We start from the raw sequence: 23,268 nt of genomic DNA on the forward strand, positions 1-23,268 counted from the left end.
CATGGCACGCAGCATCAAAAATCCGCGCGGTCTGGGCCGTGGTCTATCGGCCCTGATGTCTGATGTCGGCCAGTCAGAGACTGCCAATGCGCCAAAGCGCCCCGATCTGGTCGTGCCGGTCGAACGCGTGCGGCCGAATCCCGATCAGCCACGCCGGACCTTTGCTGAAGACGCGCTGCAGGAACTTGCCGCCTCCGTCGCGGAAAAGGGGATCATCCAGCCGCTGATCGTCCGTGTGTCACCCGATGACCCAGAAATGTTCGAAATCGTCGCTGGCGAACGCCGCTGGCGCGCGGCGCAGATCGCAAAACTGCACGAAATCCCGGTCTTGGTGCGCAGCTACACTGACACTGAAGTCCTGGAAGTCGCGATCATCGAAAACATTCAGCGCGCCGACCTCAACCCGGTGGATGAGGCTGCGAGCTACCGCCAGTTGATGGATAAGTTCGGCCATACCCAGGACCAGATGGCCACCGCCCTTGGCAAAAGCCGCAGCCATATCGCCAATCTTCTCCGGCTGCTATCGCTGCCTGATGAAGTGCAAACCTATCTGGTGTCCGGTGCTTTGACCGCCGGTCATGCCCGCACCCTTGTCGGTCATCCACAGGCCGTCAACTTGGCCCGCGAATATATCCAGCGCAAATTATCGGTCAGAGAGGCGGAAAGCCTGTCAAAGAAAGGCCCGGCGCTGAAACGCCGCTCTGTCCCAGGCGCGCCGGTGCCCAAAGACCCCGACACGGTCCAGATCGAAAACGAACTCACCGCCACCCTGCATATGAAGGTCACCATCGACCACAAAGCGGGTGAGGAGGGCGGCAAAATCACGATTAACTATAAATCGCTCGATCAACTGGATGATCTGCTGCGCGCACTCGCGGGCAATTAATCGGCCAGCAGCGCCCGCAGAACCGCGTTGAGGACCGGACGGCCAGCTGTCGTCACCCGCAGCCTCTCAGCGGTCACTTCAACCATGCCCATATCGCTTAATTCATTGATCTTACGTGATAATTTATCCACATCCAACCGCTCAATCAGCACGCCCTCGGCCAACCGCATCCCCATCAGCAACCGTTCCGTGGCCTGCGCCTCTTCATCCAGCAGACTGCGCGCCAGATTACCATTGCCGGTCTTGCGCACCTGCGCGAGCCAGGGCAAAGGCGCCAACCCCGCTTCGGTCGCATAGCGCTGCCCGTCCAGTGTCAGCCGCCCATGTGCGCCCGGCCCGATCCCCGCGTAATCGCCATAACGCCAGTAAATCTGGTTATGCAGGCTCTCAAATCCCGGTTTCGCATGGTTTGACACTTCATAGCCGTCAAATCCTGCCGCGCCGCAGATATCCTGCGTCAGCGCATATATATCCGCCGAAAGATCATCATCCGGCAAACCGCGCAATTTGCCTGCCGCATAACGATCACCAAATGCCGTGCCATCCTCGATCGTCAGTTGATACAGCGACAGATGATCCACCGCCAAGCCCAGCGCTTCGCGCAATTCTGCTTCCCAGGCGGCCAATGTTTGCCCTTGGCGCGCATAGATCAGATCAAAACTGACCCGGTCAAACACGCTGCGTGCAATCTCGAAGGCGCGCAACGCTTCATCCCGGCTGTGCAGACGCCCCAGCGCCTTCAGATCCGTATCATTCAGCGCCTGAATGCCCATCGACACCCTGTTCACACCGGCATCGCGATAACCGGCAAAACGCCCCGCCTCGACCGAGGTCGGATTGGCCTCCAGCGTGATCTCAATATCATTTGCCATTGGCCAGGTCGCGCGCACCCGCGTCAGCACCGCATCGACCAGACCCGGGTCCATCATGCTCGGTGTGCCACCGCCAAAGAACACCGAGCGCAGTACACGGCCTTGGGTTTGCGCGCCTAACCTGCTGATTTCGCTCAGATAGGCCTCTTCCCACGCCTTCTGGTCAATCTGCGCCACAACATGGGAATTGAAATCGCAATAGGGGCATTTCGCCTGACAAAACGGCCAATGGATGTAAAGCCCAAAGCCGCCATATTCCCAATCCTCAGCCAAAACAGCCTGCAATCAACTTGGCAAAGGCATCCGCACGGTGGCTGATCTTGTTCTTTTCCCAACGGTCCATTTCGCCAAAGGTCTGCGCGTAACCATCCGGCTGGAAAATCGGATCAAAGCCGTGGCCTTGATCACCGCGCATCGGCCAGACGATCTGCCCCGGCATCACGCCTTCGAACACTTCGTCATGCCCATCAGGCCAGGCCAGCACCATGGTGCAACGGAACTGCGCCAGACGGGGGAAGGGGGCTGATACAGCCTCCAATTCCGCCCAGGTCCGCTCCATCGCCATCACAAAATCGCGGCCCTGCGGGGTTTCGGCCCAATCGGCGGTATAAACCCCCGGCGCGCCATTCAGACCGTCAATCGTGATGCCGCTGTCATCGGCCAGCGCGGGCAGTCCGGTCGCCTGCATCGCCGCATGCGCCTTGATCCGTGCATTGCCGATAAACGTCGTCTCGGTCTCTTCCGGTTCCGGCAAGCCATGATCTGCATTGCAACTCAGCGTCACGCCAAAAGGCGCCAGCAAATCTGTCATCTCTTCCAGTTTGCCTTTGTTATGCGTCGCAATCAGCAACTGGCTTTCGGTAAACTTCCGCATCAGCGCACCGCCGCCAATTGCAGCGCCGTCAGTTCCGCCACACCTTTTTCCGCCAGCCCCAGCAACCCGTCCATCTGCGTCCGGCTGAAGGTTGATCCTTCCGCTGACATCTGCACTTCAACCAACCGCCCGCCGGTCATCACGAAATTGCCGTCGACACCCGCTTCGCTGTCTTCGGGATAATCCAGATCCAGCACTTCTTGTCCCGCATAAATCCCGCAGGAAATCGCCGCCACCGGATCCACCAAAGGATCGCTGATCACCTGACCTGTCTTCATCAGCTTCAGCACCGCCAGTTTCAGCGCGACCCAACCGCCGGTGATCGCCGCACAGCGCGTGCCGCCATCGGCCTGAATCACATCGCAGTCCACGATGATCTGCCGCTCGCCCAAGGCGACCCGGTCAACGCCCGCGCGCAGCGACCGTCCGATCAGCCGCTGGATCTCCTGCGTGCGGCCCGACTGGCCTTCCTTCGCTTCACGCCGCATCCGCGTATTGGTCGCGCGCGGCAGCATGCCATATTCCGCCGTGACCCAGCCCAACCCGGAGTTTTTCATGAATGGCGGCACCCGTTCGTCAATCGTCGCCGTGCATAACACATGCGTATTGCCGCATTTGATCAGACAGGACCCTTCCGCATGCATCGTGACATTAGTCTCGATGGTCACGTTGCGCATTTCATTGATCTGACGGCCGGATGGGCGCATGGGAATACTCCTGTTGCTTGCACAGCGGGCATAGTATGCCCACATCTGAAATCCAACCCCGATTGACGCCGCTGCCCGTTTGGCCTTTACTGCCATCGCCCTGAAAGAGGACAATTTGCCGGATCAAACGCCCAATATCGCCCAGATGAACGCCCGCTCGCGCGAGGTTTTTCGCCGCGTCGTCGAAGGCTATCTGGAAAGCGGCGCGCCGGTGGGCTCCCGCAGCCTGACACGGACCCTATCCGAACAGGTCAGCGCCGCAACGATCCGCAATGTAATGCAAGATCTCGAATATCTCGGCCTGCTCGGCAGCCCCCATGTCAGCGCCGGACGTGTGCCCACACAGCTTGGTCTACGCATGTTTGTGGATGGCTTGCTGGAGATTGGCGATCTCGACGGCAAGGACCGCCAAACCATCGACCAGACCATGCAATCCACCGATACCGATGTCGCAACGATGCTGGATCAGGTCGGTCAGGCGCTGTCGGGCGTCACCCATGGTGCCAGCCTCGTGCTGACCCCGAAACATGAAGCCGCGATCAAACATATTGAATTTGTCTCACTCAACAAGGATCGCGCCCTTGTGGTGCTGGTCTTTGCTGACGGCCATGTTGAAAACCGGATATTCACGCCACCCCCCGGCCAGACCCCGTCATCCATGCGCGAGGCTGCGAATTTCCTCAACGCCATTGCCGAAGGGCATACATTGTCCGAACTCGGCGATGTCATCGCGCGCGAGATCAAGGCGCGGCGGCGCGAAATCGACACGCTCGCCACTGATCTGGTGCAAAGCGGTCTGGCGCTGTGGCAGAACGAAGGCGAAGCAACCGAACGCCTGATCGTGCGCGGCCGTGGCAACCTTCTGACCGAGGCGGAAAATGATGGCGACCTCGACCGCATCCGCAGCCTGTTTGACGATCTGGAACGCAAGCGGGATATCGCCCAGTTTCTGGATCTGGCGCAGGATGGCGACGGCGTGCGGATTTTTATCGGGTCTGAGAACAAATTGTTCTCTTTGACGGGTTCATCTCTGGTCGTTTCCCCTTATATGAACGCCGACCGCAAGATCATTGGCGCCGTGGGCGTCATTGGGCCGACACGGCTGAACTATGGCCGGATCGTGCCAATCGTGAATTACACTGCACAGCTGGTGGGCAAGATGATTGCCGACCGCTCTTGAAGGAAAGACAAATGGCCGAAAAAGATGCCGCATTCCAAAGCCTCGATGAAATGGCCGCTGAAGGCGATGCCATGGACCTGAACGCCGAGGCGAGCCTTGAGGAACTCGACGCCCTGCGCGCTGAGCGGGATGAATTCCGCGACAAATTCATGCGCGCTTTGGCCGATGCCGAGAACACCCGCAAACGCGCGGATCGCGACCGGCGCGAGGCTGAAAACTACGGCAGCACCAAATTCGCCCGCGACATGCTGCCGATCTACGACAACCTGCGCCGCGCCCTGCAATCGGCTGATGAGTCAGAGCAGGAAGTGAACAAAGCCCTGCTGGAAGGTGTCGAACTGACGATGCGTGAATTGATTTCCGTCTTCAAACGCCACGGCATCGATCCGATCGTGCCGCAGGTCGGTGACCGTTTCGATCCGCAATTGCATCAGGCAATGTTCGAAGCCCCACTGCCCGGCACGAAGGCGGGCGATATCATTCAGGTCGCCGCCGAAGGGTTCATGCTGCATGACCGCCTGCTGCGCCCTGCGCAGGTGGGTGTGTCCTCAACACCGGCGTCATGATTGCCAATTGGCAATCTGCTGTTATTTGCTGTGATATCAGGGCGCTACGCTGAATCTCGTTTTCCAGCGTCACAGCCGTAGGTCGGGGTTTCACCCCGACCTCACCATCCCGCGCAATTCATAAATCAACGCCAGGGCTTGCTTCGGCGTCAATTCATCCGGCATCACATCTTTCAACCGCGCCTCGACCAATGACGCCTCCTGTTTCACGGGTGGTGGCGCGGGGATCGCAGCAAACAGCGGCAGATCATCCACAAAGGCCTTGCGCCCACCCTCACGTTCGCCCTTCTCCAACGCCTCAAGTACCACCTTTGCGCGTTCCACCACGACCTGCGGCAGGCCAGCCAGCCGCGCCACCTGCACGCCATAGCTGCGATCCGCCGTGCCGCGTTTCACCTCATGCAGGAAGATCACGTCGCCATCCCATTCCTTGACCGTCACGGTGGCGTTTTCGACACCATCGAGCTTGGCCGACAGCGCCGACATCTCATGGTAATGCGTGGCGAACAAAGCCCGGCAGCTGTTCACATCATGCAGATGTTCCAGCGTCGCCCAGGCAATCGACAGCCCGTCATAAGTCGCCGTGCCGCGCCCGATTTCATCCAGGATCACCAGCGCCCGGTCATCCGCCTGATTGAGGATCGCGGCAGTTTCCACCATCTCGACCATGAAGGTCGACCGCCCGCGCGCCAGATCATCGGACGCGCCGACGCGGCTGAAAATCTGGCTAACGATGCCGATATGCGCCGCCGTGGCAGGCACAAATCCCCCCATCTGCGCGAGGATGGCGAGCAGCGCATTCTGCCGCAGGAAGGTCGATTTACCCGCCATATTCGGCCCGGTCAGCAGCCAGATCGGCGCCTGCGTCAGCGCGCAGTCATTGGCGACGAACGGTGTACCCTGCTTTTGCAGCGCCATTTCCACGACAGGATGCCGCCCGCCGGTAATCTCGAAGGCGCGGCTGTCGTCCAGTTTCGGACGCACCCAGTTTTCGGTCCGCGCCAGATGGGCCAAAGCGGTGGCCAGATCAATCTCGGCTAAGGCCCGCGCCAATGCGCCCAAAGGCCCGGCCTGCGCCAGAATGGCCTCACGTAGGTTGGTATAAAGCCGCTTTTCAATCTCCAACGCATGGCCGCCCGCGTTCAGGATGCGGGTTTCGATCTCGGACAATTCCACCGTCGTAAACCGCACTTGGTTGGCGGTGGTCTGGCGGTGAATGAACGTCTCGTTCAGGGGTGCCGCCAGCATCTTTTCGGCATGGGTCGCGGTGGTTTCGATAAAATAGCCTAACACATTATTATGCTTGATCTTCAGCGAGGTAATCCCCGTCTGCGCAATGAAATCCGCCTGCATTCCCGCGATGACAGACCGACCCTCATCCCGCAGCTTACGTGCCTCATCCAGATCAGCATCATAGCCTGCCGCGATAAACCCGCCATCGCGCGCTAGCAAAGGCGGTTCGGCAATCAGCGCCGCGTCCAGAAGGTCCAGCAAGGCGTCATGCCCCGCCAGATCGCGCGTCACCTCGGCCAGCATTGCGGGCAAATCAGCATGCACCGGCAACCGTGCTGCCTGCGCAATCGTGTTGCGGATCGCGGCCATGTCGCGTGGCCCGCCCCGGTCCAGCGCCAGCCGCGACAGCGCGCGGTCCAGATCATGGGTGCCGCGCAAAGCGTCGCGGATATCATCGCAGAGCCGCGCTTGATCTGCCATGAACGCAACCGCATCTTGCCGTGCGGTGATCACGCCAAGATCGCAACTGGGCGCGGCCAGCCGCCGCTCCAGCAACCGCGCACCGCCTGCAGTGACCGTGCGGTCGATGCAATGCAGCAGCGACCCTTGCCGCCCGCCCGCCATCGCATGGGTCAGTTCCAGTGACCGACGTGTCGCGGCGTCGATCTGCATCGCGGATTTCTGCGTTTCACGCACTGGCGGGCGCAGCAGCGGCAGGTTGCCGCGCTGGGTGATTTCCAGATATTCGGCGACGGCGGACATCGCCGCGACCTCGGCCCGTTCGAAACTGCCGAAAGCATCCAGCGAGCCGACCTTGAACAAGGCACAAAGCCGCTTTTCCCCCGCCGTGCTGTCAAAGGCCGCAGCGCCCAAAGTGGTCAGCGTGGCCCCGGATTCTGACACTAAATCAGCCCAATCCGCCTGCGCGCTGTCGACCACGATCACTTCACGCGGGGTCAGCCGGGCCAGTTCCGGCCCCAGCTTGGCCCCGGCACAGGGCATTACGTGAAACGCCCCGGTCGAAATATCGACCCAGGCCAGTGCGCCCTGTTCACGCACCACGTGAAATGCCGCCAGAAAATTATGCCGCCGGGCATCCAGCAGAGAATCTTCCGTCAGGGTGCCGGGGGTGACAAGGCGCACGACCTCGCGCCGGACCACGGACTTATAGCCACGTTTCTTCGCCTCTGCCGGGCTTTCCATCTGTTCGCAGACCGCCACGCGAAACCCCTTGCGGATCAGGGTCAGAAAATACCCCTCGGCGGCGTGATGGGGGACGCCGCACATCGGGATGTCTTCATCCCCGTGCTTGCCGCGCTTGGTCAGGGCGATGTCCAGCGCCTCTGCCGCCGCCACAGCGTCGTCAAAGAACATCTCGTAAAAATCGCCCATGCGGTAGAAGAGCAAGGCGTCAGGATGCTGGGCTTTCAGCTCCAGATATTGGGCCATCATTGGTGTGGTTGTGGCAGACATAGAACCCCCGGGAACATCTGTCGCACCCTATCCAGCCCATGTTAGCGGCGAAACCCCGAAATGTATCCGTTGCGACTGTCGCCGCGAACCCGTTATGAATGTCGGGCAAGAGGGGGAACCACATGGCCAAGAACAAACTGACCCGCGAAGACGCGCTTGATTTTCATATGCAGCCGACACCGGGCAAATGGGAAATTCAGGCTACAGTGCCGATGACCACGCAGCGCGATCTGTCGCTGGCCTATTCCCCCGGCGTGGCGATCCCCTGCGAGGAAATACACGCCAACCCCGCCACCGCCTATGATTATACCAACAAGGGCAATCTGGTCGCCGTAATTTCTAACGGGACGGCTGTGCTGGGGTTGGGCAACCTCGGCGCGCTGGCCTCCAAGCCGGTGATGGAGGGTAAATCGGTCCTGTTCAAACGTTTCGCCGATGTGAATTCTATCGATATCGAGCTTGATACCGAAGATGCCGATGCATTCTGCAATGCCGTCCGTCTGATGGGCCCGACCTTTGGCGGGATCAATCTGGAAGATATCAAAGCGCCCGAATGTTTCATCATCGAACAGCGTCTGAAGGAAGAAATGGACATTCCCGTCTTCCACGACGACCAGCATGGCACTGCCGTGATCTGTGCGGCGGGCCTGTTGAACGCGCTGCATCTGTCGGGCAAGAAGATTGAGGATGTCAAAATCGTGCTGAACGGCGCGGGGGCTGCGGGGATCGCTTGTCTGGAACTGCTGAAATCCATGGGTGCGCGGCACGACAATTGCATCATGGCCGACACCAAGGGCGTGATCTATCAAGGCCGCACCGAAGGCATGAACCAGTGGAAATCGGCCCATGCTGGGGTGACAGAGGCGCGCACATTGGCCGATGCGATGAAAGGGGCCGATGTGTTTCTGGGCGTCAGTGCCAAGGGGTCGGTTACGCAGGATATGGTCATCAGCATGGCCCCGAACCCGGTGATCTTTGCGATGGCGAACCCTGATCCGGAGATTACCCCGGAAGAGGCGCATGCCGTCCGCCCTGATGCCATCGTCGCCACGGGCCGCAGCGATTATCCCAATCAGGTCAATAACGTGCTGGGCTTTCCCTATCTCTTCCGTGGTGCGCTGGATATCCACGCCCGCGCGATAAATGATGAGATGAAGATTGCCTGCGCTGAAGCGCTTGCCGCTTTGGCGCGAGAGGATGTGCCGGATGAGGTCGCGCTTGCCTATGGCAAGAAACTGTCCTTTGGCCGCGATTACATCATCCCCACGCCGTTTGATCCGCGCCTGATCCACCGCATCCCGACCGCTGTCGCCCGTGCAGGCATGAAAACCGGCGTTGCGCGTCGGCCTATCGTGGATATGGACGCTTACGAAGTTTCGCTCAAATCCCGCATGGACCCGACGGCATCTATCCTGCGCAGCCTGAACGCGCGCGCGCGGGCCGCGCAATCCACCGTGATATTTGCCGAGGGCGATGACCCCCGTGTGTTGCGCGCTGCCGTGCTGTATCAGCGCGCGGGCATGGGCAAGGCGTTGGTCGTGGGGCGGTCCGATGACGTGCGCACCAAACTGACCGCCGAAGGGCTGGCAGAGGCGGTGGAGGAGATCGAAGTCGTCAATGCCGCCAATACCCCTCATCTGGAGACCTATAAGGCGTTTCTGTACCAGCGTTTGCAGCGCAAGGGTTTTGACGCGCAGGATGTCCACCGTCTGGCGGCGCGGGACCGGCATGTCTTTGCCGCGCTGATGCTGGCACATGGCCATGGCGACGGGATGGTCACCGGCGTCACCCGCAAATCCGCGCATGTGCTGGAAATGCTGAACCATGTGTTCGACGCGCAGCCGCATGATGGTGCGGTGGGTGTGACGGCTGTCCTGCATAAAGGGCGGATCGTGCTGATCACCGATACTCTGGTCCATGAATGGCCGGATGAGAATGATCTGGCCGATATCGCCGAACGTGGTGCATCCGTTGCCCGTGATCTGGGGTTGGAGCCGCGTGTGGCCTTCCTGTCCTTCTCGACCTTTGGCTATCCGGTGTCTGAACGCGCCGAAAAGATGCATAAAGCGCCCAAGGTGCTGGACGCCCGCGGCGTTGATTTTGAATATGAGGGCGAGATGACGGTCGATGTCGCGCTGAACCTCAAGGCGCAGGAAAACTATCCGTTCTCACGCCTGACCGGCCCCGCCAATGTGCTGGTCGTGCCGGCGCGGCATTCCGCGTCGATTTCCGTGAAACTGATGCAGGAAATGGCGGGCGCGACGGTGATCGGGCCGATCCTGTCGGGCGTGGGCAAGCCGGTGCAGATCTGTTCGACCGTGTCTACCGTCAACGATATCCTGAACATGGCAGTGATCGCCGCCTGCGGGGTCGATTGATGGCGATCTGGAACCTTGGGTCGATCAACGCCGATATCGTCTATGCGGTGCCGCATATCCCGGCCCCGGGAGAGACTTTGGGCACGACAGGCCGCCAGATGTTTCTGGGCGGCAAGGGGGCCAATATGTCGGTCGCCGCTGCCCGTGCGGCGGCACGGGTGAACCACATCGGCGCCGTGGGCAAAGACGGTCTGTGGACCGCGCAGCGTTTGCTGGAATATGGCGTCGATACCCGCAATATCGCCGTGTTAGACACTGAAACGGCGCAGGCGATCATTCTGGTGGACCCTGCCGGGGAAAATGTGATCCTGCTGCATCCCGGCGCCAATGTGGAAATTCCCCAGACCGTGCTGCAAACTGCGATGGCCGAGGCGCAGACGGGTGACTGGCTGGTGATCCAAAACGAAACCAACCTGCAACGCACCGCTGCCAGCCTTGGCCGCAAGATGGGTCTGCGTGTGGCCTATGCCGCCGCACCTTTTGACGCGGACAGGGTGATGGCGGTGCTGCCCTATCTGGATTTCCTGATCCTGAACGCGGTGGAGGCAGAGCAATTGCACAAGGCCACCGGCAAGACGCCGGATCAACTGGACATCGCCGATGTGATCGTCACGCTTGGTGCGGATGGGGCAGATTGGTATGGGGTCGCGGGCAAGCAGCATTTCGATGCGATCAAAGTCGACCCGGTCGATACCACGGGGGCTGGCGATACATTTACCGGCTATGTCCTGGCAGGTCTGGATCGCGGGATGCCAATGGCGCAGGCCATCGGGCAGGCGATGCGTGCAGGCGCGCTGATGGTCACCCGCCACGGCACCGCCGATGTGATCCCGGACCTGTCAGAAGTGCAGGCGTTTAATCCCTAATTCTTCAGCAATTCGCCCAGTTTCAGCGCGATCCTTGCGTCGCCGGAGACTTTCAGCTTGCCAGTGACCACGCCGGTCATCGGGTTCAACTTGCCTTTGACCAGCTTGGCAAGGTTGTCCTGCGTGATCCTGATCGTGCAATCGGCGGGGCGGTCGGTGTTGGACGTTGTGTTATCTTCAAGGATCACGACGCCATCTGCACCGCAGTCGAATTTCAACGACCCCTGCAACGGCGCATGGTCGACGCCCCGTTGCAGCAGGGCTGTGATTTCTTCCATCGTCATTTCAGACGCCGCGCGCGGGACGCGAGCAGTTTCAGACGCAGCGCGTTCAACTGGATGAACCCTTGCGCGTCTTTCTGGTCATAGGCACCGGCGTCATCCTCGAACGTCACATGAGCCTCGGAATACAGCGACCGGTCCGACCAGCGTGCGACAGTCGTTGCAGAGCCTTTGTAGAGTTTCACCCGCACGGTGCCGCTGACATGTTCCTGGCTTTTGTCGATCAGCGCCTGCAACATCTCGCGTTCGGGGCTGAACCAGAAACCGTTGTAGATCAGTTCGGCATAGCGCGGCATGATGCTGTCTTTCAGGTGACCTGCGCCGGAATCGAGCGTGATCTGTTCGATACCGCGATGCGCCTCCAGCAAAATCGTGCCGCCCGGCGTTTCATAGATGCCGCGCGATTTCATGCCGACAAAGCGGTTTTCGACCAGATCAAGGCGACCCACGCCGTGCTTGCCGCCCAGTTCGTTCAGCTTTGTCAGGATCGTGGCGGGCGACATCGCCTCGCCATTGATCGCTGTGGCATCACCCTTCTCAAAAGTGATCTCGACCATTTCAGGTGTATCCGGCGCATCTTCGGGGGCGACGGTGCGCTGATAGACGTAATCGGGCGCTTCCTGACCGGGGTCTTCCAGCACTTTGCCTTCGGATGATGTGTGCAGCAGGTTCGCATCGACGCTGAACGGCGCTTCGCCGCGCTTGTCCCTGGCGACGGGGATTTGGTTCTTTTCAGCAAATTCCAGCAGCTTGGTGCGGCTGGTCAGATCCCATTCGCGCCAGGGGGCAATTACCTTGATATCGGGGTTCAGCGCATAGGCGGCCAATTCAAACCGCACCTGATCATTGCCTTTGCCGGTGGCACCGTGTGCGACGGCATCGGCACCTTCGAGGGCGGCAATTTCCACCAGACGTTTGGAGATCAGCGGCCGCGCGATCGAGGTGCCGAGCAGATAGAGCCCCTCATACAACGCATTGGCGCGGAACATCGGAAAGACGAAGTCCCGCACGAATTCTTCGCGCAGGTCTTCGATATAGATGGATCTGGCACCCATCATTTCGGCCTTGGCGCGGGCTGGTTCCAGTTCTTCGCCCTGACCTAGATCGGCGGTGAATGTCACTACCTCGCAGCCATATTCGGTCTGCAACCATTTCAGGATGATGGATGTATCAAGGCCACCGGAATAGGCCAGAACAACTTTTTTCGGAGCGGTCATGAAAGCAGCCTTTGCGTCAATATGTCTGGGGTCTGGCGATATCGGGTTTTGGGGGCCGGGGCAAGGATGTGGCGGGGTTGGTAATTGATCCTTCTGCGTCTGCGACGCAGAAGGGCCTCCGGCGGGAGTATTTCGCACAAAGCGAGAAAACCTTCCCCGCGGGGAAGGTCGGCGAACTGCAGGATAGATAAAATTTTAGTTAAATGAGTGGCTAAGCCATTGTGTCACAAAGGCTGCATCGCCCTCGTTATATAATTCCACCAGTGCATCTTCGGGTGCCATCCAGATCGCCAGATGGCCGGATTCGCTGGGCGGGCCGTGGGGGCGCACCGGGAAGGCCAGATAGATATGGCACAGTTTTTCTGCCCAAAGGTCATATTCCGGCATGAAGGTGAACCGCCGGAACGTGCCGAGCTTGCGAGGGTGGGCGATGGAATAGCCGGTTTCCTCGAACACTTCGCGGTGCAGCGCGCGTAGCGGGCTTTCGCCGGGGTCGATGCCGCCGCCGGGCAATTGCACCTCACGATGTGGCGCGCCTTGATAGGTCAGCAGCAATTTGCCACCACGCGGCAGGATCGCATAGGCGCCGGGGCGTAATTTATACCGCTGACCCACCTGCGGGACCGTGCCATACCGTCTGATCATAGCTTTGCCTCTTGGACGCCGGGTTGCCCCGCCTATATAGGCGCGGTATGCCAATTCCTGACAATTAAGGAAAGCCCATGAGCCTCAGCGCCAAAATCGCTTGGGACGATACCGTCCTGCCGTTTCAACTTGATGCCTCCGACATCCGTGGCCGGGTGGCGCGCCTTGATGGCGTGCTGGAACAGGTCCTGCGCCAGCATGATTACCCACCGGTGATCGAGGCTTTGGTGGCCGAGATGGCGCTATTGACCGCGCTGATCGGGCAATCGATGAAATTGCGCTGGAAACTGTCCTTGCAGGTGCGCGGGTCAGGTGCGGCGCGGTTGATCGCGACGGATTATTATGGCCCGACCGATGATGGCGAACCGGCCCGCATCCGCGCCTATGCGTCCTATGATGCGGACAGGCTGGATCATGATGCCGAACCGTTCAGCCATGTCGGCAACGGCTATTTCGCGATCCTGATCGATCAGGGCGAGGGGACGACACCTTATCAGGGGATCACGCCGCTGGCTGGTGGGTCGCTGGCGGCCTGTGCGCAGACTTATTTCGCGCAATCCGAGCAATTGCCGACCCGTTTCGCGCTGAGCTTTGGCCAGTCACAGGTGCCGGGTGAGGCATCCAACTGGCGCGCTGGTGGCGTGATGTTGCAGCATATGCCGAAAGCCTCGCCCTTTGCCAGCAGTGGCGAGGGTGGGTCGGGCGAGGAAGGTCTGCTGGAAGCGACCGATCTGCTGAACGAGGATGAGGGCGAAAACTGGACCCGGGCCAATCTGCTGCTGGATACGGTAGATGAGCTGGAACTGATCGGTCCCTCGGTGACGCCGACCGACCTGCTGGTGCGCTTGTTTCACGAAGAAGGGCCGCGCGTGTTTGACGCGCAGCCGGTGACTTTCGGCTGCACCTGTTCGGAAGATCGTGTGCGGCAAAGCCTGTCGATCTATTCGGCCAAGGATATCGCGACGATGACGACGGATGAAGGCACCGTCACGGCTGATTGTCAGTTCTGTGGCGCGCATTATGTGTTTGCGCCGGAAACTTTGGGGTTTGAAGCCAAGGATGGCAGTGCCTGATCTGCACCAACGCCTGATGAATGCGCTGTCCGTTCCGGGCGGCGCATCGACGGATTATGACTTAAACAAGGATATCACGGTGCCGCCGGGGCCATTGACCCCGGCGGCTGTGTTATTTGCTGTGCGCGAGGACAGCGAAACGGTGATCCTTACGAAACGTTCTGCGCGGTTGAAACATCATCCCGGCCAGATCGCCTTTCCGGGCGGTAAGCAGGACCCGATTGATGCGACGCTGACAGATGCGGCCTTGCGCGAAGCGCGCGAGGAGATTGGCCTGCCGCCGGAACAGGTTGATGTGCTGGGCGTCTTGCCGTCGCATCAGACGGTGACCGGCTATCTGATCACGCCGGTATTGGCGATGGTGCGCGGACCATTCACCCCGATCCCCGAGGCGGGCGAGGTCAGTGAAGTGTTCGAGGTGCCGCTGGCGCATCTGAGCGATCCAGCACTTTACCGTATCGAGGGGCGTTATTGGCAGGGGCGCAAGCGGCTTTATTATACGGTGCCATTCGGCCCTTACTACATCTGGGGTGCCACCGCGCGGATTTTGCGTGCCTTTGCGGACCGCGTGTCATGACACGCGTGACGGGTGCCTGGCTGACAGATCCGGCGGCGCAGCAGGTCTGTGCTGTGTTGACTGATGCCGGATATCAGGCATGGTTTGTCGGTGGTTGCGTGCGCAATGATCTGTTGGGTGCGCCTGTCGCTGATCTGGACCTCTGCACCGATGCCACGCCAGATGTGGTGACAAGGCTGGCCAAGGCGGCGGGGCTGAAGGTGATCCCGACCGGCATTGACCATGGCACGGTGACGGTGATTGCGCGCAAGATTGCTTTTGAGGTCACCACCTTTCGCCGCGATGTCGCGACCGATGGCAGGCGCGCGATTGTCGCTTTTGCCGATAATATGCGCGACGATGCCCGCAGGCGCGATTTCACGATGAATGCGCTTTATGCCGGGGCGGATGGGATTGTGGTCGATCCTTTGGGTGGGCTGCCTGATCTGCGCGCCCGGCGCGTCCGGTTCATCGAGGATGCCGACCGGCGGATCAAGGAAGACTACCTGCGCATCCTGCGGTTTTTTCGTTTTCATGCCTGGTACGGGGCAGATGGGATCGATGCGGAGGGTCTGGCCGCCTGTGCAGCCAATATCGAGGGGTTGCAGAACCTGTCGCGCGAACGTGTGACGGCCGAGCTGTTCAAGCTATTGTCCGCACCTGTCCCGGCCCCGGCTGTCGTGTCGATGGCGGCGACGGGAGCGCTGGCGCAGATCCTGCCGGGTGCGCAGGCGCAGGTTTTGGCCGTGCTAGTGCATATTGAAGAGGCGGCGGGGCTGGACCCGTCGCCGATCCGCCGCCTTGGGGTTCTGGGCGGTGATCCGACGACCGCATTACGTCTGTCCAAGCAAGAGGTCCTGGCGTTGGAGCGGATGACATCCGACCTTCCGCTGGCAGAGCTGGCCTATCGCGCGGGTGCTGATGCGGCGATCAACAAGGCGGCGATCACGGCGGCGGCGCTGGGGGTTGAGCTGGATGCCGCGATTATCAGCAAGGCCCGCTTTGCCGCAGAACAGGTTTTTCCGCTGCAGGCGGCTGATCTGATGCCAGATTTGCAGGGCCCTGCCTTGGGCAAAGCGTTGAAAGCGGCGGAACAACGCTGGATCGATTCGGGCTTTACCCTGAGCAAGTCGGCGGTGCTGGCTGGCGTGCGCTAGTCGTTTTCCTTCGACCGGAAAGGTTGTATTAGGGCCGCCTAACCGCTGAAGGCAGGCCCCATGTTCCGGTTTTTCGAAAATCTTGTCGATCCTTATACAAAATATCAGGAAAACGATACGCCGCCGACCCGGCTTTACCGGTTTCTGCGTGCCTATGCGGAACCCTTCATGCCAGTTTTCTGGGTCACGGGGGCTTTGTCGGTCATCGTCGCCGGTGTCGAAATCTGGCTGATCGCCTATCTGGGTCGGTTGATCGATATCCTGTCCGGCGGCACGCCAGCAGAGGTTTGGGCGCAAAGCGGGACAGAACTGATCCTTGTTGCATTGTTCATCCTGACTTTGCGCCCCTTGGTGCATATCCTGCAGGTGATGTTGCTGAACAACACGATCCTGCCGAACTTTGGCACTTTGGTTCGCTGGCGCGCACATCGGCACGTGTTGCGCCAATCGGTCGGGTGGTTCGAGGATGACTTTGCCGGACGTATCGCCAACCGGATCATGCAGACCCCACCGGCGGCGGGCGAGGTGGTGTTTCAACTGTTCGATGCGATCACCTTTGCCATCGCCTATATCATCGGGGCGATCATCCTGCTGGGTGATGCTGATCTGCGGCTGATCCTGCCTTTGCTGGTCTGGCTGATCCCTTATTTGCTCCTGCTGCGTTGGGTCGTGCGCAAGATCGGCCCGGCGTCGGAAGCGTCGTCCAACGCGCGCTCTGTCGTGACGGGCCGGGTCGTGGACAGCTATACCAATATCCATTCGGTCAAGATGTTCGCGCATCATGACAGCGAAATCCACTACGCCAAAGACGCCATCGAAAATGCGCGCCGCACGTTCCAGACCGAAATGCGGCTTTATACGCTGATGGATGTGGTGCTGATGCTGCTCAATGGCGTGTTGATCGTTGGCGTCGTCGGCTGGTCGATCTGGCTTTGGGGGATGGGCACGGCGACCATTGGCGTGGTTGCGGTGGCGACGTCGCTGACCTTGCGGTTGAATGCGATGTCGGGCTGGATCATGTGGGCGATCAGCAACTTTTTCCGCGAATTGGGTGTCGTGGCCGAAGGGATGCAGACGATTGCGCAGCCAGTCACCCTGCTTGACCAGACCAGCAATGAATTGCGGGTCACAGGTGGCGCTGTCACAATCAGTGATCTGTCGCATCATTACGGGCGCGCGGCAGGCGGGCTGGACCGGATCAACCTGACGATTGCGCCGGGGGAGAAGGTTGGTCTTGTCGGCCAGTCCGGCGCGGGCAAATCGACTCTCGTGAAGCTGCTATTGCGGTTTTACGATGCGGAACAGGGTGTGATCGCGATTGACGGGCAGGATATTTCACAGGTGACGCAAGACAGTCTGCGTCGCGCGATCGGGATGGTGCAGCAGGATTCGTCGCTGCTGCATCGGTCGGTGCGGGCGAATATCCTTTATGGCCATCCTGACGCGAGCGAGGATCAGATGATCGCGGCTGCCAAACAGGCCGAGGCGCATGAGTTTATCCTTGGGCTGGAGGACAGCGAGGGGAACAAAGGCTATGATGCCCGCGTTGGGGAACGTGGCGTGAAGCTGTCTGGTGGGCAAAGGCAAAGGATCGCCCTAGCACGGGTCATGCTGAAAGACGCGCCGGTGCTTTTGCTGGACGAAGCGACCAGCGCGCTAGATAGCGAGGTTGAAGCCGCCATTCAGCAAACGCTTTATGGAATGATGGCGGGTAAGACGGTGATCGCGATTGCGCACCGGCTTTCGACAATCGCACAGATGGACAGGATTATCGTCATGGAACAAGGCCGGATTATCGAAGACGGCACGCATGACGCCTTGTTGGCCAAAGGCGGGCAATATGCACGGTTCTGGGCGCGGCAATCGGGCGGGTTTCTGGGGCAGGATGCGACATGATCAAACCTGAACGCTGGATCGACCCGTTTCGGCGCGCCGAAGGGCCGCCGCCGCAGACCTTGCTGGCTTTCCTGAACTGGTGCCTGAGCGGCGCCAAGAAGGTGATCGGGGCAGGTGCTTTCGTTTCGGCCTTGGCCGGAACGTTGGAGGTTGCGACAGCCCTGATGCTGGGCTGGGTGATCGACGCCGCCCTTGGCGGTGAGGCGCAGGGCTATTTCAGCACCAATTTCTGGCTGCTCTTGGGTGTTGGTGCGTTTTTCGTGATCCTGCGCCCGGTCATTCTGGGCCTGTCGGGGATGTTTCAGGGCGTGGTCCTTGGCCCCGCATTGAACAATCTGGTGCTGTCGCGGCTGCATCGGCATTCGCTCGGGCAATCCGTCACCTTCTTTGACAATGACTTTGCCGGGCGCATCTCGCAAAAGCAGATGCAAGGCGCGCGGGCGACGACCGATTTCGTCGTCGATATGATCCAGACGGTCGCCTATGCGCTGGCGTCCTTGGTGGGGTCGGTGATCTTGCTGCTGACGATTGATTACCGCACGGCGGGGGTGCTCGCGCTTTGGGTGCTGGGCTATGCCGGGCTGATCACGTTCTACATGCCGCGGATCCGCACAAGATCGCAGGCACGTGCCGCCAAACGGGCGATGGTGACGGGGCAGGTTGTCGACACGATCACCAATATCAAGACGGTCAAGCTTTTCGCCCATGACGCGCATGAAGACCGCGCCGCGACCGATGCGATGGAAACCTATTGGGGTAGCGCCGTGCATTTCGGCTGGCTGTCTACCGCGTTCCGGTTCTGGCTGATGGCGCTGGGCGGGCTGCTGCCGGTGCTGCTGGTGGGCACGACGCTGTATTTTTGGTCGCTGGGCGCTGCGACACCCGGCGACATTGCTGCCGCTGGCGCGATTTCGCTGCGGCTGGCGCAGATGACGGGCTGGGTCAGTTTCACGCTGATGGGGATCTACGCCAATGTGGGCGAGATCGAGGATGCGATGCAGACCCTGTCGCCCGCGCATCAGCTGACCGATGCGCCGGATGCTGTCGTGCTGCAGGCCGATCAGGGAGCGATTGATCTGCGCGATGTGACCTTCAGCTATGGCGGCGGGCCGGGCGGGCTTGAGGGCGTCAGCCTGTCCATCGCGCCGGGTGAAAAGCTGGGGATTGTCGGGGCCTCGGGTGCGGGGAAATCCACCTTGGTCGCTTTGCTCTTGCGGCTTTACGATACCGAACAGGGGCAGGTCCTGATCGATGGCCATGATATCCGCGATGTCACGCAGGAAAGCCTGCGCCGCCAGATTGCCATGGTTACGCAGGAAACCGCGATGTTCAACCGCTCTGCCCGCGATAATATCCGCTATGGCAAACATGATGCGACGCAAGACGAGGTCGAAGCCGCCGCTGTCAAGGCAGAGGCGCATGATTTCATCCAGTCGCTTCGTGATCACCGGGGCCGCAAAGGCTATGACGCGCATCTGGGCGAACGTGGTGTGAAACTGTCGGGCGGTCAGCGCCAGCGCATCGCCATTGCCCGCGCGATCCTGAAAGATGCGCCTATTCTTGTGCTGGATGAGGCGACAAGCGCGCTGGATTCCGAGGTCGAGGCCGCCATTCAGGATTCGCTCGAAACCATCATGGACGGCAAGACGGTCATCGCCATCGCGCACCGGCTGTCGACTTTGGCGGTGATGGACCGGATCGTCGTGCTTGACGGCGGGCGCATTGTGGAACAGGGAACCCATGATCAATTGCTGGCCAAGAACGGGCTTTATGCCCGTTACTGGAACCGGCAATCGGGTGGTTTCATCAATGTGCAGGATGCTGCGGAATAAATGCTGACAATCGAAAGCCTGACCCATCTGGGCCTTGGTCGCGCCTCTGACGGGCGGTCGCTGATCGCCCGCGTGCTGCCGGGTGAAGAAATCGACGTGGCGCAGGACGGCACAATGCGAATTGTGACGCCCTCGGTGGATCGTGTGGCGCCACCTTGCCGACATTTCAAAACCTGTGGCGGTTGCGCGATGCAGCATGCCAGCGATGATTTCGTCGCCGCGTGGAAACAGGATATCGTGCAGCGGGCCTTGGCCGCGCATGGGCTGACGCCGGAGTTTCGCGCGATCGCGACATCGCCCGCACAATCGCGCAGGCGTGCCAAATTTGCGGGGCGGCGCACCAAGAAAGGCGCCTTGGTGGGCTTTCACGGCAAGGCGTCGCATACGCTGATCGATGTGCCGGATTGCCGGTTGGTCACACCGGCCTTGCTAGCCAGCTTTCCGGCCTTGCAGGAACTGACGGTGATCGCCGCCTCTCGCAAGGGCGAGGTTGATCTGACCGTCACCGAAACCGCCCATGGCCCGGATGTGTTGGTCGGCACGGATAAGGACCTGACGCCGGATCTGCGCGTCACCTTGGCGGTCTTGGCAAATACCCATGGATTATCGCGGCTGGTGTGGAATGACGAACCCGTCGTCACGATCAACCCGCCCGATCAGGATTTCGGCGGCACCAAGGTGGCCCCACCCCCCGGTGCTTTCCTGCAGGCCACCAAAGCTGGCGAGGCGGCGCTGCTCGCAGCTGTGGAAGAGATCACAGCCGGGGCGGGGCGGATCATCGACCTGTTCGCCGGTTGTGGCACCTTTACCCTGCCTTTGGCCAAACGGGCCGAGGTCCATGCCGTCGAATCAGAGGCGGCGATGTTGCAGGCGCTCGACCGTGGCTGGAGAGCGGGGCGCAACCTGCGCAAGGTCACGACCGAGACGCGCGATCTGTTCCGTCGCCCGCTGGAACCCGATGAACTCGCCAGCTTCAACGCGGCTGTCATCGACCCGCCGCGCGCGGGGGCCGAAGCGCAGATCGAGGCGCTGGCACGCTCTGATATCAAGGTGATCGCCATGGTGTCCTGCAATCCCGTGACATTTGCCCGCGATGCAAAGGTGCTGATCGCGGCGGGTTTCACCATGCCTTGGGTGCAGGTCGTGGATCAGTTCCGCTGGTCGCCACATGTTGAAATCGTGTCACCGTTCACACGAAAATGACCCCTGCGACAGAATTTCTGCTAGGCTGAACGAAATCTTCACCGTATGGCTAGATAAAAGCGGCGAAGACCGCGTTTATTGGGCAGAGACATGATTACACGACGTTCCATGATGATCGGCGCAGCTGCCGGTATCGCCGGGTGTTCCCGTACAACAGGTCCCGATGTGCCGAATTATTTCGGCCCGGATGTCACCCGGATTCAGGTGTTTAAACAACATCGTACGATGCAATTGCTGCATAACAACACGTTGCTTCGGCAATATAAGGTCGATCTGGGTTTCAATCCGACCGAGCATAAGCAACAGGAAGGTGACGGTCGCACGCCCGAGGGTGCCTATCGAATCGACCGGCAGAACCCCAACAGCCGATTCCATCTGTCAGTGGGCATATCCTATCCCAATGTCGACGATGCTGCGCGCGCCCGCGACATGGGTGTGCAGCCGGGTGGTGATATCTTCATCCATGGCACACCCAATGAATGGGTTGGCGTGCCGGATTGGACATGGGGCTGCATTGCCGTGACGAATACGGAAATGGAGGAAGTCTATTCCATGGTCCGGCTGAATACGAAGATCTTCATCTACGCCTGATGACGATCAGCTGACGCCGCCGCCAAAGCCGGGCGCTGCACCCATGTTCAGCGTCCACCACAGCTTGCCTGCGGGTTCCTGATACCAGGCAAAGCCCATCAACCGTGCCTCTGGGTCCAGAATAACGCTGCGGGTGCGTTCGTCATTCATCCAGGCGGTTAGGGTGGCGAGTTCTGATTCGTATGATTCAGAAATCGTCTGGCCCAAAAACCGACCCGTGAAGCCGACGCGCTGGGCGCGCAGCACCGGGCTTGACCCGTCAGACCCGAACAGCCAGGGCCGGTTCTGCACCGACATATCGCGCGCATGGGTCGCAGCGGCGGCGGTCAATTGCGGATCAAGTTGCACAGGTGCCACATTTGCGGCCTGACGCAGTGAATTGACGCTGTCGAGCATACGGAAATTGACGGCCGCTTCCTGACCCGGCGCAATGATATAGGCGGTGGGCGCAGGCAATCCGTCCGGGCCCAAAGCCCGGTTCGGCGCTGCGGCACAGGCGGAAACGCCAACACCGATAAGACCAAGGATCATTGTGCGTCTGTACATGCGAATACTCATTTTTTGCGTTCAGAATTCTTTATCGGCAATACCGAAAGACTTCAAACACACAACAACGTCATCGGGTGAAGTTACCGGAAAGGCGGGCAAAAATACCATTGCCACCGCAAGGTGATCAGCCCAGCCAGCCCTGCAGGTTCTTGTCGATCACACCGCAGAGCGCGTCGATATGCGCCGCGTCGTCATTGAGGCAGGGAATATAGGTGAAATGTTCGCCACCGGCCTCTTCAAAGCTTTCCTTAATCTCTTCGTTGATCTCTTCCAGCGTTTCGATGCAATCGGCGGAAAAGGCAGGCGCGCAGACGGCGATATTCTTGATGCCTTCTTCCTCGGCCAGACGCGCGACTTCTTTCACGGTGTAAGGCTTCAACCATTCCTCTGGGCCAAAGCGCGATTGGAAGGTCGTCTTGATCTGGGTATTGTCCCAGCCCAGCCGTTCTTTCAGCAGGCGCGTGGTTTTCTGGCATTGGCAATGATAGGGATCGCCTTCGCGCAGATAACGTTCTGGCACGCCGTGATAGGAACAGATCAGCATTTCGGGCTTTGTCTCGGCCGCAGCATAGGCCTTTTCAATCGACTGCGCCAAAGCCTCAATATAGGCGGGTTCGGCGAAATAAGGTTCCACGACGCGGGCGATGGGTTGCCATTTTTCATCCATCAGGGCGCGGAAAAACTGGTCATTCGCAGTCGCCGATGTAGCGCCTGCGTAATGCGGATAAAGTGGGAAGAACAGGATCTTGGTGCAACCCGCCTCGACCATTTCGCGGACCTTGGATTTGGTCGATGGATTGCCATAGCGCATGCAGAAATCAACGCGGACGTCGTCGCCGTAGCGCTCCACCATCTGTTTCTTGATCGCAGCAGTCTGCGCCTTGGTGATCGTCAGCAGCGGGCTTTCATTCGCTTCTTCGTTCCAGATCGATTTATAGGCGGCACCGGATGAAAATGGCCGTTTGGTCAGGATCACCAGCTGCAACAATGGCTGCCAAAGCCAGGCGGAATAATCCACCACGCGCTTATCGGACAGAAATTCATTCAGATAGCGGCGCATGGACCAATAGTCAGTGCCATCGGGCGTCCCGAGGTTGGCGACCAGAATGCCGACCCGCGCCGGTTTGATCGCCGGGTGATCCTTGGCGGCATGCACCGGGCAAGTCGCGGGGCGTTCCGTTTCACCGGATTTCTGGGCGTCGAACATGGTCATGCGCTTTCTGCTATCGTCAA

Annotated in this window: 21 protein-coding genes; 12 read left to right on the top strand and 9 right to left on the bottom strand. The window is 60.0% G+C overall.

The genetic code is table 11. The features are described from left to right. Position 1 precedes the first annotated feature (1 nt). Positions 2–886 carry a ParB/RepB/Spo0J family partition protein gene (locus VOY09_RS04530; RefSeq protein WP_322893197.1) on the top strand — a complete coding sequence of 295 codons (885 nt, stop codon included), beginning with the start codon at positions 2–4 and terminating at the stop codon, positions 884–886. Here VOY09_RS04530 and hemW read toward each other — a convergent pair. Genes hemW through rph form a run of 3 tightly spaced genes read right to left on the bottom strand, consistent with a single transcriptional unit; the run spans position 883 to position 3,339 of the window. Then, on the bottom strand, positions 883–2,031 hold the full coding sequence (gene hemW, locus VOY09_RS04535) for a radical SAM family heme chaperone HemW (RefSeq protein ID WP_322893198.1): 1,149 nt from the start codon (positions 2,029–2,031) through the stop codon (positions 883–885). The two genes, VOY09_RS04530 and hemW, sit on opposite strands and share 4 nt — an antisense overlap. Continuing rightward, positions 2,024–2,632, bottom strand: coding sequence for an RdgB/HAM1 family non-canonical purine NTP pyrophosphatase (gene rdgB / locus VOY09_RS04540; protein WP_322893199.1), 609 nt, complete (start codon positions 2,630–2,632; stop codon positions 2,024–2,026). The genes hemW and rdgB overlap by 8 nt, the downstream gene beginning before the upstream one ends. Further along, on the bottom strand, positions 2,632–3,339 hold the full coding sequence (gene rph / locus VOY09_RS04545; protein WP_322893200.1) for a ribonuclease PH: 708 nt from the start codon (positions 3,337–3,339) through the stop codon (positions 2,632–2,634). Before rph ends, rdgB begins: the two co-directional genes overlap by 1 nt. A gap of 115 nt (positions 3,340–3,454) precedes the next feature. On the opposite strand from rph, the gene hrcA reads away from it, so the two are divergent. Beyond that, positions 3,455–4,519, top strand: coding sequence for a heat-inducible transcriptional repressor HrcA (gene hrcA / locus VOY09_RS04550; RefSeq protein ID WP_322893201.1), 1,065 nt, complete (start codon positions 3,455–3,457; stop codon positions 4,517–4,519). A gap of 11 nt (positions 4,520–4,530) precedes the next feature. Next, positions 4,531–5,085: a nucleotide exchange factor GrpE gene (locus tag VOY09_RS04555; RefSeq protein WP_322893202.1), complete on the top strand. Its 555-nt coding sequence runs from the start codon at positions 4,531–4,533 to the stop codon at positions 5,083–5,085. A 90-nt stretch (positions 5,086–5,175) separates the two neighbouring features. On the opposite strand, the gene mutS is transcribed toward VOY09_RS04555, so the two are convergent. Further along, complete coding sequence (gene mutS, locus VOY09_RS04560; RefSeq protein ID WP_322893203.1) at positions 5,176–7,791, bottom strand: DNA mismatch repair protein MutS; 2,616 nt, start codon at positions 7,789–7,791, stop codon at positions 5,176–5,178. Between the two features lie 122 nt (positions 7,792–7,913). On the opposite strand from mutS, the gene VOY09_RS04565 reads away from it, so the two are divergent. Both VOY09_RS04565 and VOY09_RS04570 read left to right on the top strand, forming a co-directional pair. Further along, complete coding sequence (locus VOY09_RS04565; protein WP_322893204.1) at positions 7,914–10,169, top strand: NADP-dependent malic enzyme; 2,256 nt, start codon at positions 7,914–7,916, stop codon at positions 10,167–10,169. Beyond that, entirely contained in the window at positions 10,169–11,035 is an 867-nt protein-coding gene (locus tag VOY09_RS04570) for a ribokinase (protein ID WP_322893205.1), read from the top strand. Before VOY09_RS04565 ends, VOY09_RS04570 begins: the two co-directional genes overlap by 1 nt. Here VOY09_RS04570 and VOY09_RS04575 read toward each other — a convergent pair. From VOY09_RS04575 to VOY09_RS04585, 3 genes are all read right to left on the bottom strand, one after another. After that, positions 11,032–11,319 (bottom strand): SCP2 sterol-binding domain-containing protein, encoded by a 288-nt coding sequence (locus VOY09_RS04575; RefSeq protein ID WP_322893206.1) that lies wholly within the window; start codon positions 11,317–11,319, stop codon positions 11,032–11,034. The two genes, VOY09_RS04570 and VOY09_RS04575, sit on opposite strands and share 4 nt — an antisense overlap. Beyond that, positions 11,316–12,533 carry an argininosuccinate synthase gene (locus VOY09_RS04580; protein ID WP_322893207.1) on the bottom strand — a complete coding sequence of 406 codons (1,218 nt, stop codon included), beginning with the start codon at positions 12,531–12,533 and terminating at the stop codon, positions 11,316–11,318. The genes VOY09_RS04575 and VOY09_RS04580 overlap by 4 nt, the downstream gene beginning before the upstream one ends. Positions 12,534–12,728: 195 nt before the next feature. Next, entirely contained in the window at positions 12,729–13,178 is a 450-nt protein-coding gene (locus tag VOY09_RS04585) for an NUDIX hydrolase (protein WP_322893208.1), read from the bottom strand. A gap of 77 nt (positions 13,179–13,255) precedes the next feature. On the opposite strand from VOY09_RS04585, the gene VOY09_RS04590 reads away from it, so the two are divergent. The 7 genes from VOY09_RS04590 to VOY09_RS04620 all read left to right on the top strand — a co-directional run bounded on the left by VOY09_RS04590 (position 13,256) and on the right by VOY09_RS04620 (position 21,486). Next, a complete protein-coding gene (locus tag VOY09_RS04590) occupies positions 13,256–14,251 on the top strand; it encodes an Hsp33 family molecular chaperone HslO (RefSeq protein ID WP_322893209.1) in 996 nt (331 codons plus the stop codon). Then, positions 14,244–14,828, top strand: coding sequence for a CoA pyrophosphatase (locus VOY09_RS04595; RefSeq protein ID WP_322893210.1), 585 nt, complete (start codon positions 14,244–14,246; stop codon positions 14,826–14,828). Before VOY09_RS04590 ends, VOY09_RS04595 begins: the two co-directional genes overlap by 8 nt. Then, positions 14,825–15,964 carry a CCA tRNA nucleotidyltransferase gene (locus VOY09_RS04600; RefSeq protein WP_322893211.1) on the top strand — a complete coding sequence of 380 codons (1,140 nt, stop codon included), beginning with the start codon at positions 14,825–14,827 and terminating at the stop codon, positions 15,962–15,964. Before VOY09_RS04595 ends, VOY09_RS04600 begins: the two co-directional genes overlap by 4 nt. A 60-nt stretch (positions 15,965–16,024) precedes the next feature. Further along, positions 16,025–17,860: an ABC transporter ATP-binding protein gene (locus VOY09_RS04605; RefSeq protein ID WP_322893212.1), complete on the top strand. Its 1,836-nt coding sequence runs from the start codon at positions 16,025–16,027 to the stop codon at positions 17,858–17,860. Next, entirely contained in the window at positions 17,857–19,692 is a 1,836-nt protein-coding gene (locus VOY09_RS04610; RefSeq protein ID WP_322893213.1) for an ABC transporter ATP-binding protein, read from the top strand. The genes VOY09_RS04605 and VOY09_RS04610 overlap by 4 nt, the downstream gene beginning before the upstream one ends. Continuing rightward, the gene (locus tag VOY09_RS04615) at positions 19,693–20,895 is read left to right on the top strand and encodes a class I SAM-dependent RNA methyltransferase (protein ID WP_322893214.1); all 1,203 of its coding nucleotides are present in this window, start codon (positions 19,693–19,695) and stop codon (positions 20,893–20,895) included. Positions 20,896–20,985: 90 nt separating this feature from the next. Then, positions 20,986–21,486, top strand: coding sequence for a L,D-transpeptidase family protein (locus tag VOY09_RS04620; RefSeq protein WP_322893215.1), 501 nt, complete (start codon positions 20,986–20,988; stop codon positions 21,484–21,486). A gap of 6 nt (positions 21,487–21,492) precedes the next feature. On the opposite strand, the gene VOY09_RS04625 is transcribed toward VOY09_RS04620, so the two are convergent. After that, positions 21,493–22,032 carry a CAP domain-containing protein gene (locus tag VOY09_RS04625; protein WP_322893216.1) on the bottom strand — a complete coding sequence of 180 codons (540 nt, stop codon included), beginning with the start codon at positions 22,030–22,032 and terminating at the stop codon, positions 21,493–21,495. Between the two features lie 127 nt (positions 22,033–22,159). Continuing rightward, positions 22,160–23,248 carry a ferrochelatase gene (gene hemH / locus VOY09_RS04630; protein WP_322893217.1) on the bottom strand — a complete coding sequence of 363 codons (1,089 nt, stop codon included), beginning with the start codon at positions 23,246–23,248 and terminating at the stop codon, positions 22,160–22,162. Positions 23,249–23,268 lie beyond the last annotated feature (20 nt).

Source organism: Yoonia sp. 67-2 (assembly GCF_035117555.1).
In the GTDB taxonomy this organism is placed as follows: Bacteria; Pseudomonadota; Alphaproteobacteria; order Rhodobacterales; family Rhodobacteraceae; genus Yoonia.

Excerpts from the sequence above, each read along its gene's own strand:
- VOY09_RS04590 (WP_322893209.1), top strand. The coding sequence starts at position 13,256 with ATGAGCCTCAGCGCCAAAATCGCTTGGGACGATACCGTCCTGCCGTTT.
- VOY09_RS04575 (WP_322893206.1), bottom strand. The coding sequence starts at position 11,319 with ATGACGATGGAAGAAATCACAGCCCTGCTGCAACGGGGCGTCGACCAT.
- VOY09_RS04600 (WP_322893211.1), top strand. The coding sequence starts at position 14,825 with ATGACACGCGTGACGGGTGCCTGGCTGACAGATCCGGCGGCGCAGCAG.
- VOY09_RS04570 (WP_322893205.1), top strand. The coding sequence starts at position 10,169 with ATGGCGATCTGGAACCTTGGGTCGATCAACGCCGATATCGTCTATGCG.
- mutS (WP_322893203.1), bottom strand. The coding sequence starts at position 7,791 with ATGTCTGCCACAACCACACCAATGATGGCCCAATATCTGGAGCTGAAA.
- VOY09_RS04615 (WP_322893214.1), top strand. The coding sequence starts at position 19,693 with ATGCTGACAATCGAAAGCCTGACCCATCTGGGCCTTGGTCGCGCCTCT.
- VOY09_RS04585 (WP_322893208.1), bottom strand. The coding sequence starts at position 13,178 with ATGATCAGACGGTATGGCACGGTCCCGCAGGTGGGTCAGCGGTATAAA.
- VOY09_RS04610 (WP_322893213.1), top strand. The coding sequence starts at position 17,857 with ATGATCAAACCTGAACGCTGGATCGACCCGTTTCGGCGCGCCGAAGGG.
- VOY09_RS04580 (WP_322893207.1), bottom strand. The coding sequence starts at position 12,533 with ATGACCGCTCCGAAAAAAGTTGTTCTGGCCTATTCCGGTGGCCTTGAT.
- hemH (WP_322893217.1), bottom strand. The coding sequence starts at position 23,248 with ATGACCATGTTCGACGCCCAGAAATCCGGTGAAACGGAACGCCCCGCG.
- VOY09_RS04605 (WP_322893212.1), top strand. The coding sequence starts at position 16,025 with ATGTTCCGGTTTTTCGAAAATCTTGTCGATCCTTATACAAAATATCAG.
- rdgB (WP_322893199.1), bottom strand. The coding sequence starts at position 2,632 with ATGCGGAAGTTTACCGAAAGCCAGTTGCTGATTGCGACGCATAACAAA.
- VOY09_RS04625 (WP_322893216.1), bottom strand. The coding sequence starts at position 22,032 with ATGTACAGACGCACAATGATCCTTGGTCTTATCGGTGTTGGCGTTTCC.
- rph (WP_322893200.1), bottom strand. The coding sequence starts at position 3,339 with ATGCGCCCATCCGGCCGTCAGATCAATGAAATGCGCAACGTGACCATC.
- VOY09_RS04565 (WP_322893204.1), top strand. The coding sequence starts at position 7,914 with ATGGCCAAGAACAAACTGACCCGCGAAGACGCGCTTGATTTTCATATG.
- VOY09_RS04555 (WP_322893202.1), top strand. The coding sequence starts at position 4,531 with ATGGCCGAAAAAGATGCCGCATTCCAAAGCCTCGATGAAATGGCCGCT.
- VOY09_RS04620 (WP_322893215.1), top strand. The coding sequence starts at position 20,986 with ATGATTACACGACGTTCCATGATGATCGGCGCAGCTGCCGGTATCGCC.
- VOY09_RS04530 (WP_322893197.1), top strand. The coding sequence starts at position 2 with ATGGCACGCAGCATCAAAAATCCGCGCGGTCTGGGCCGTGGTCTATCG.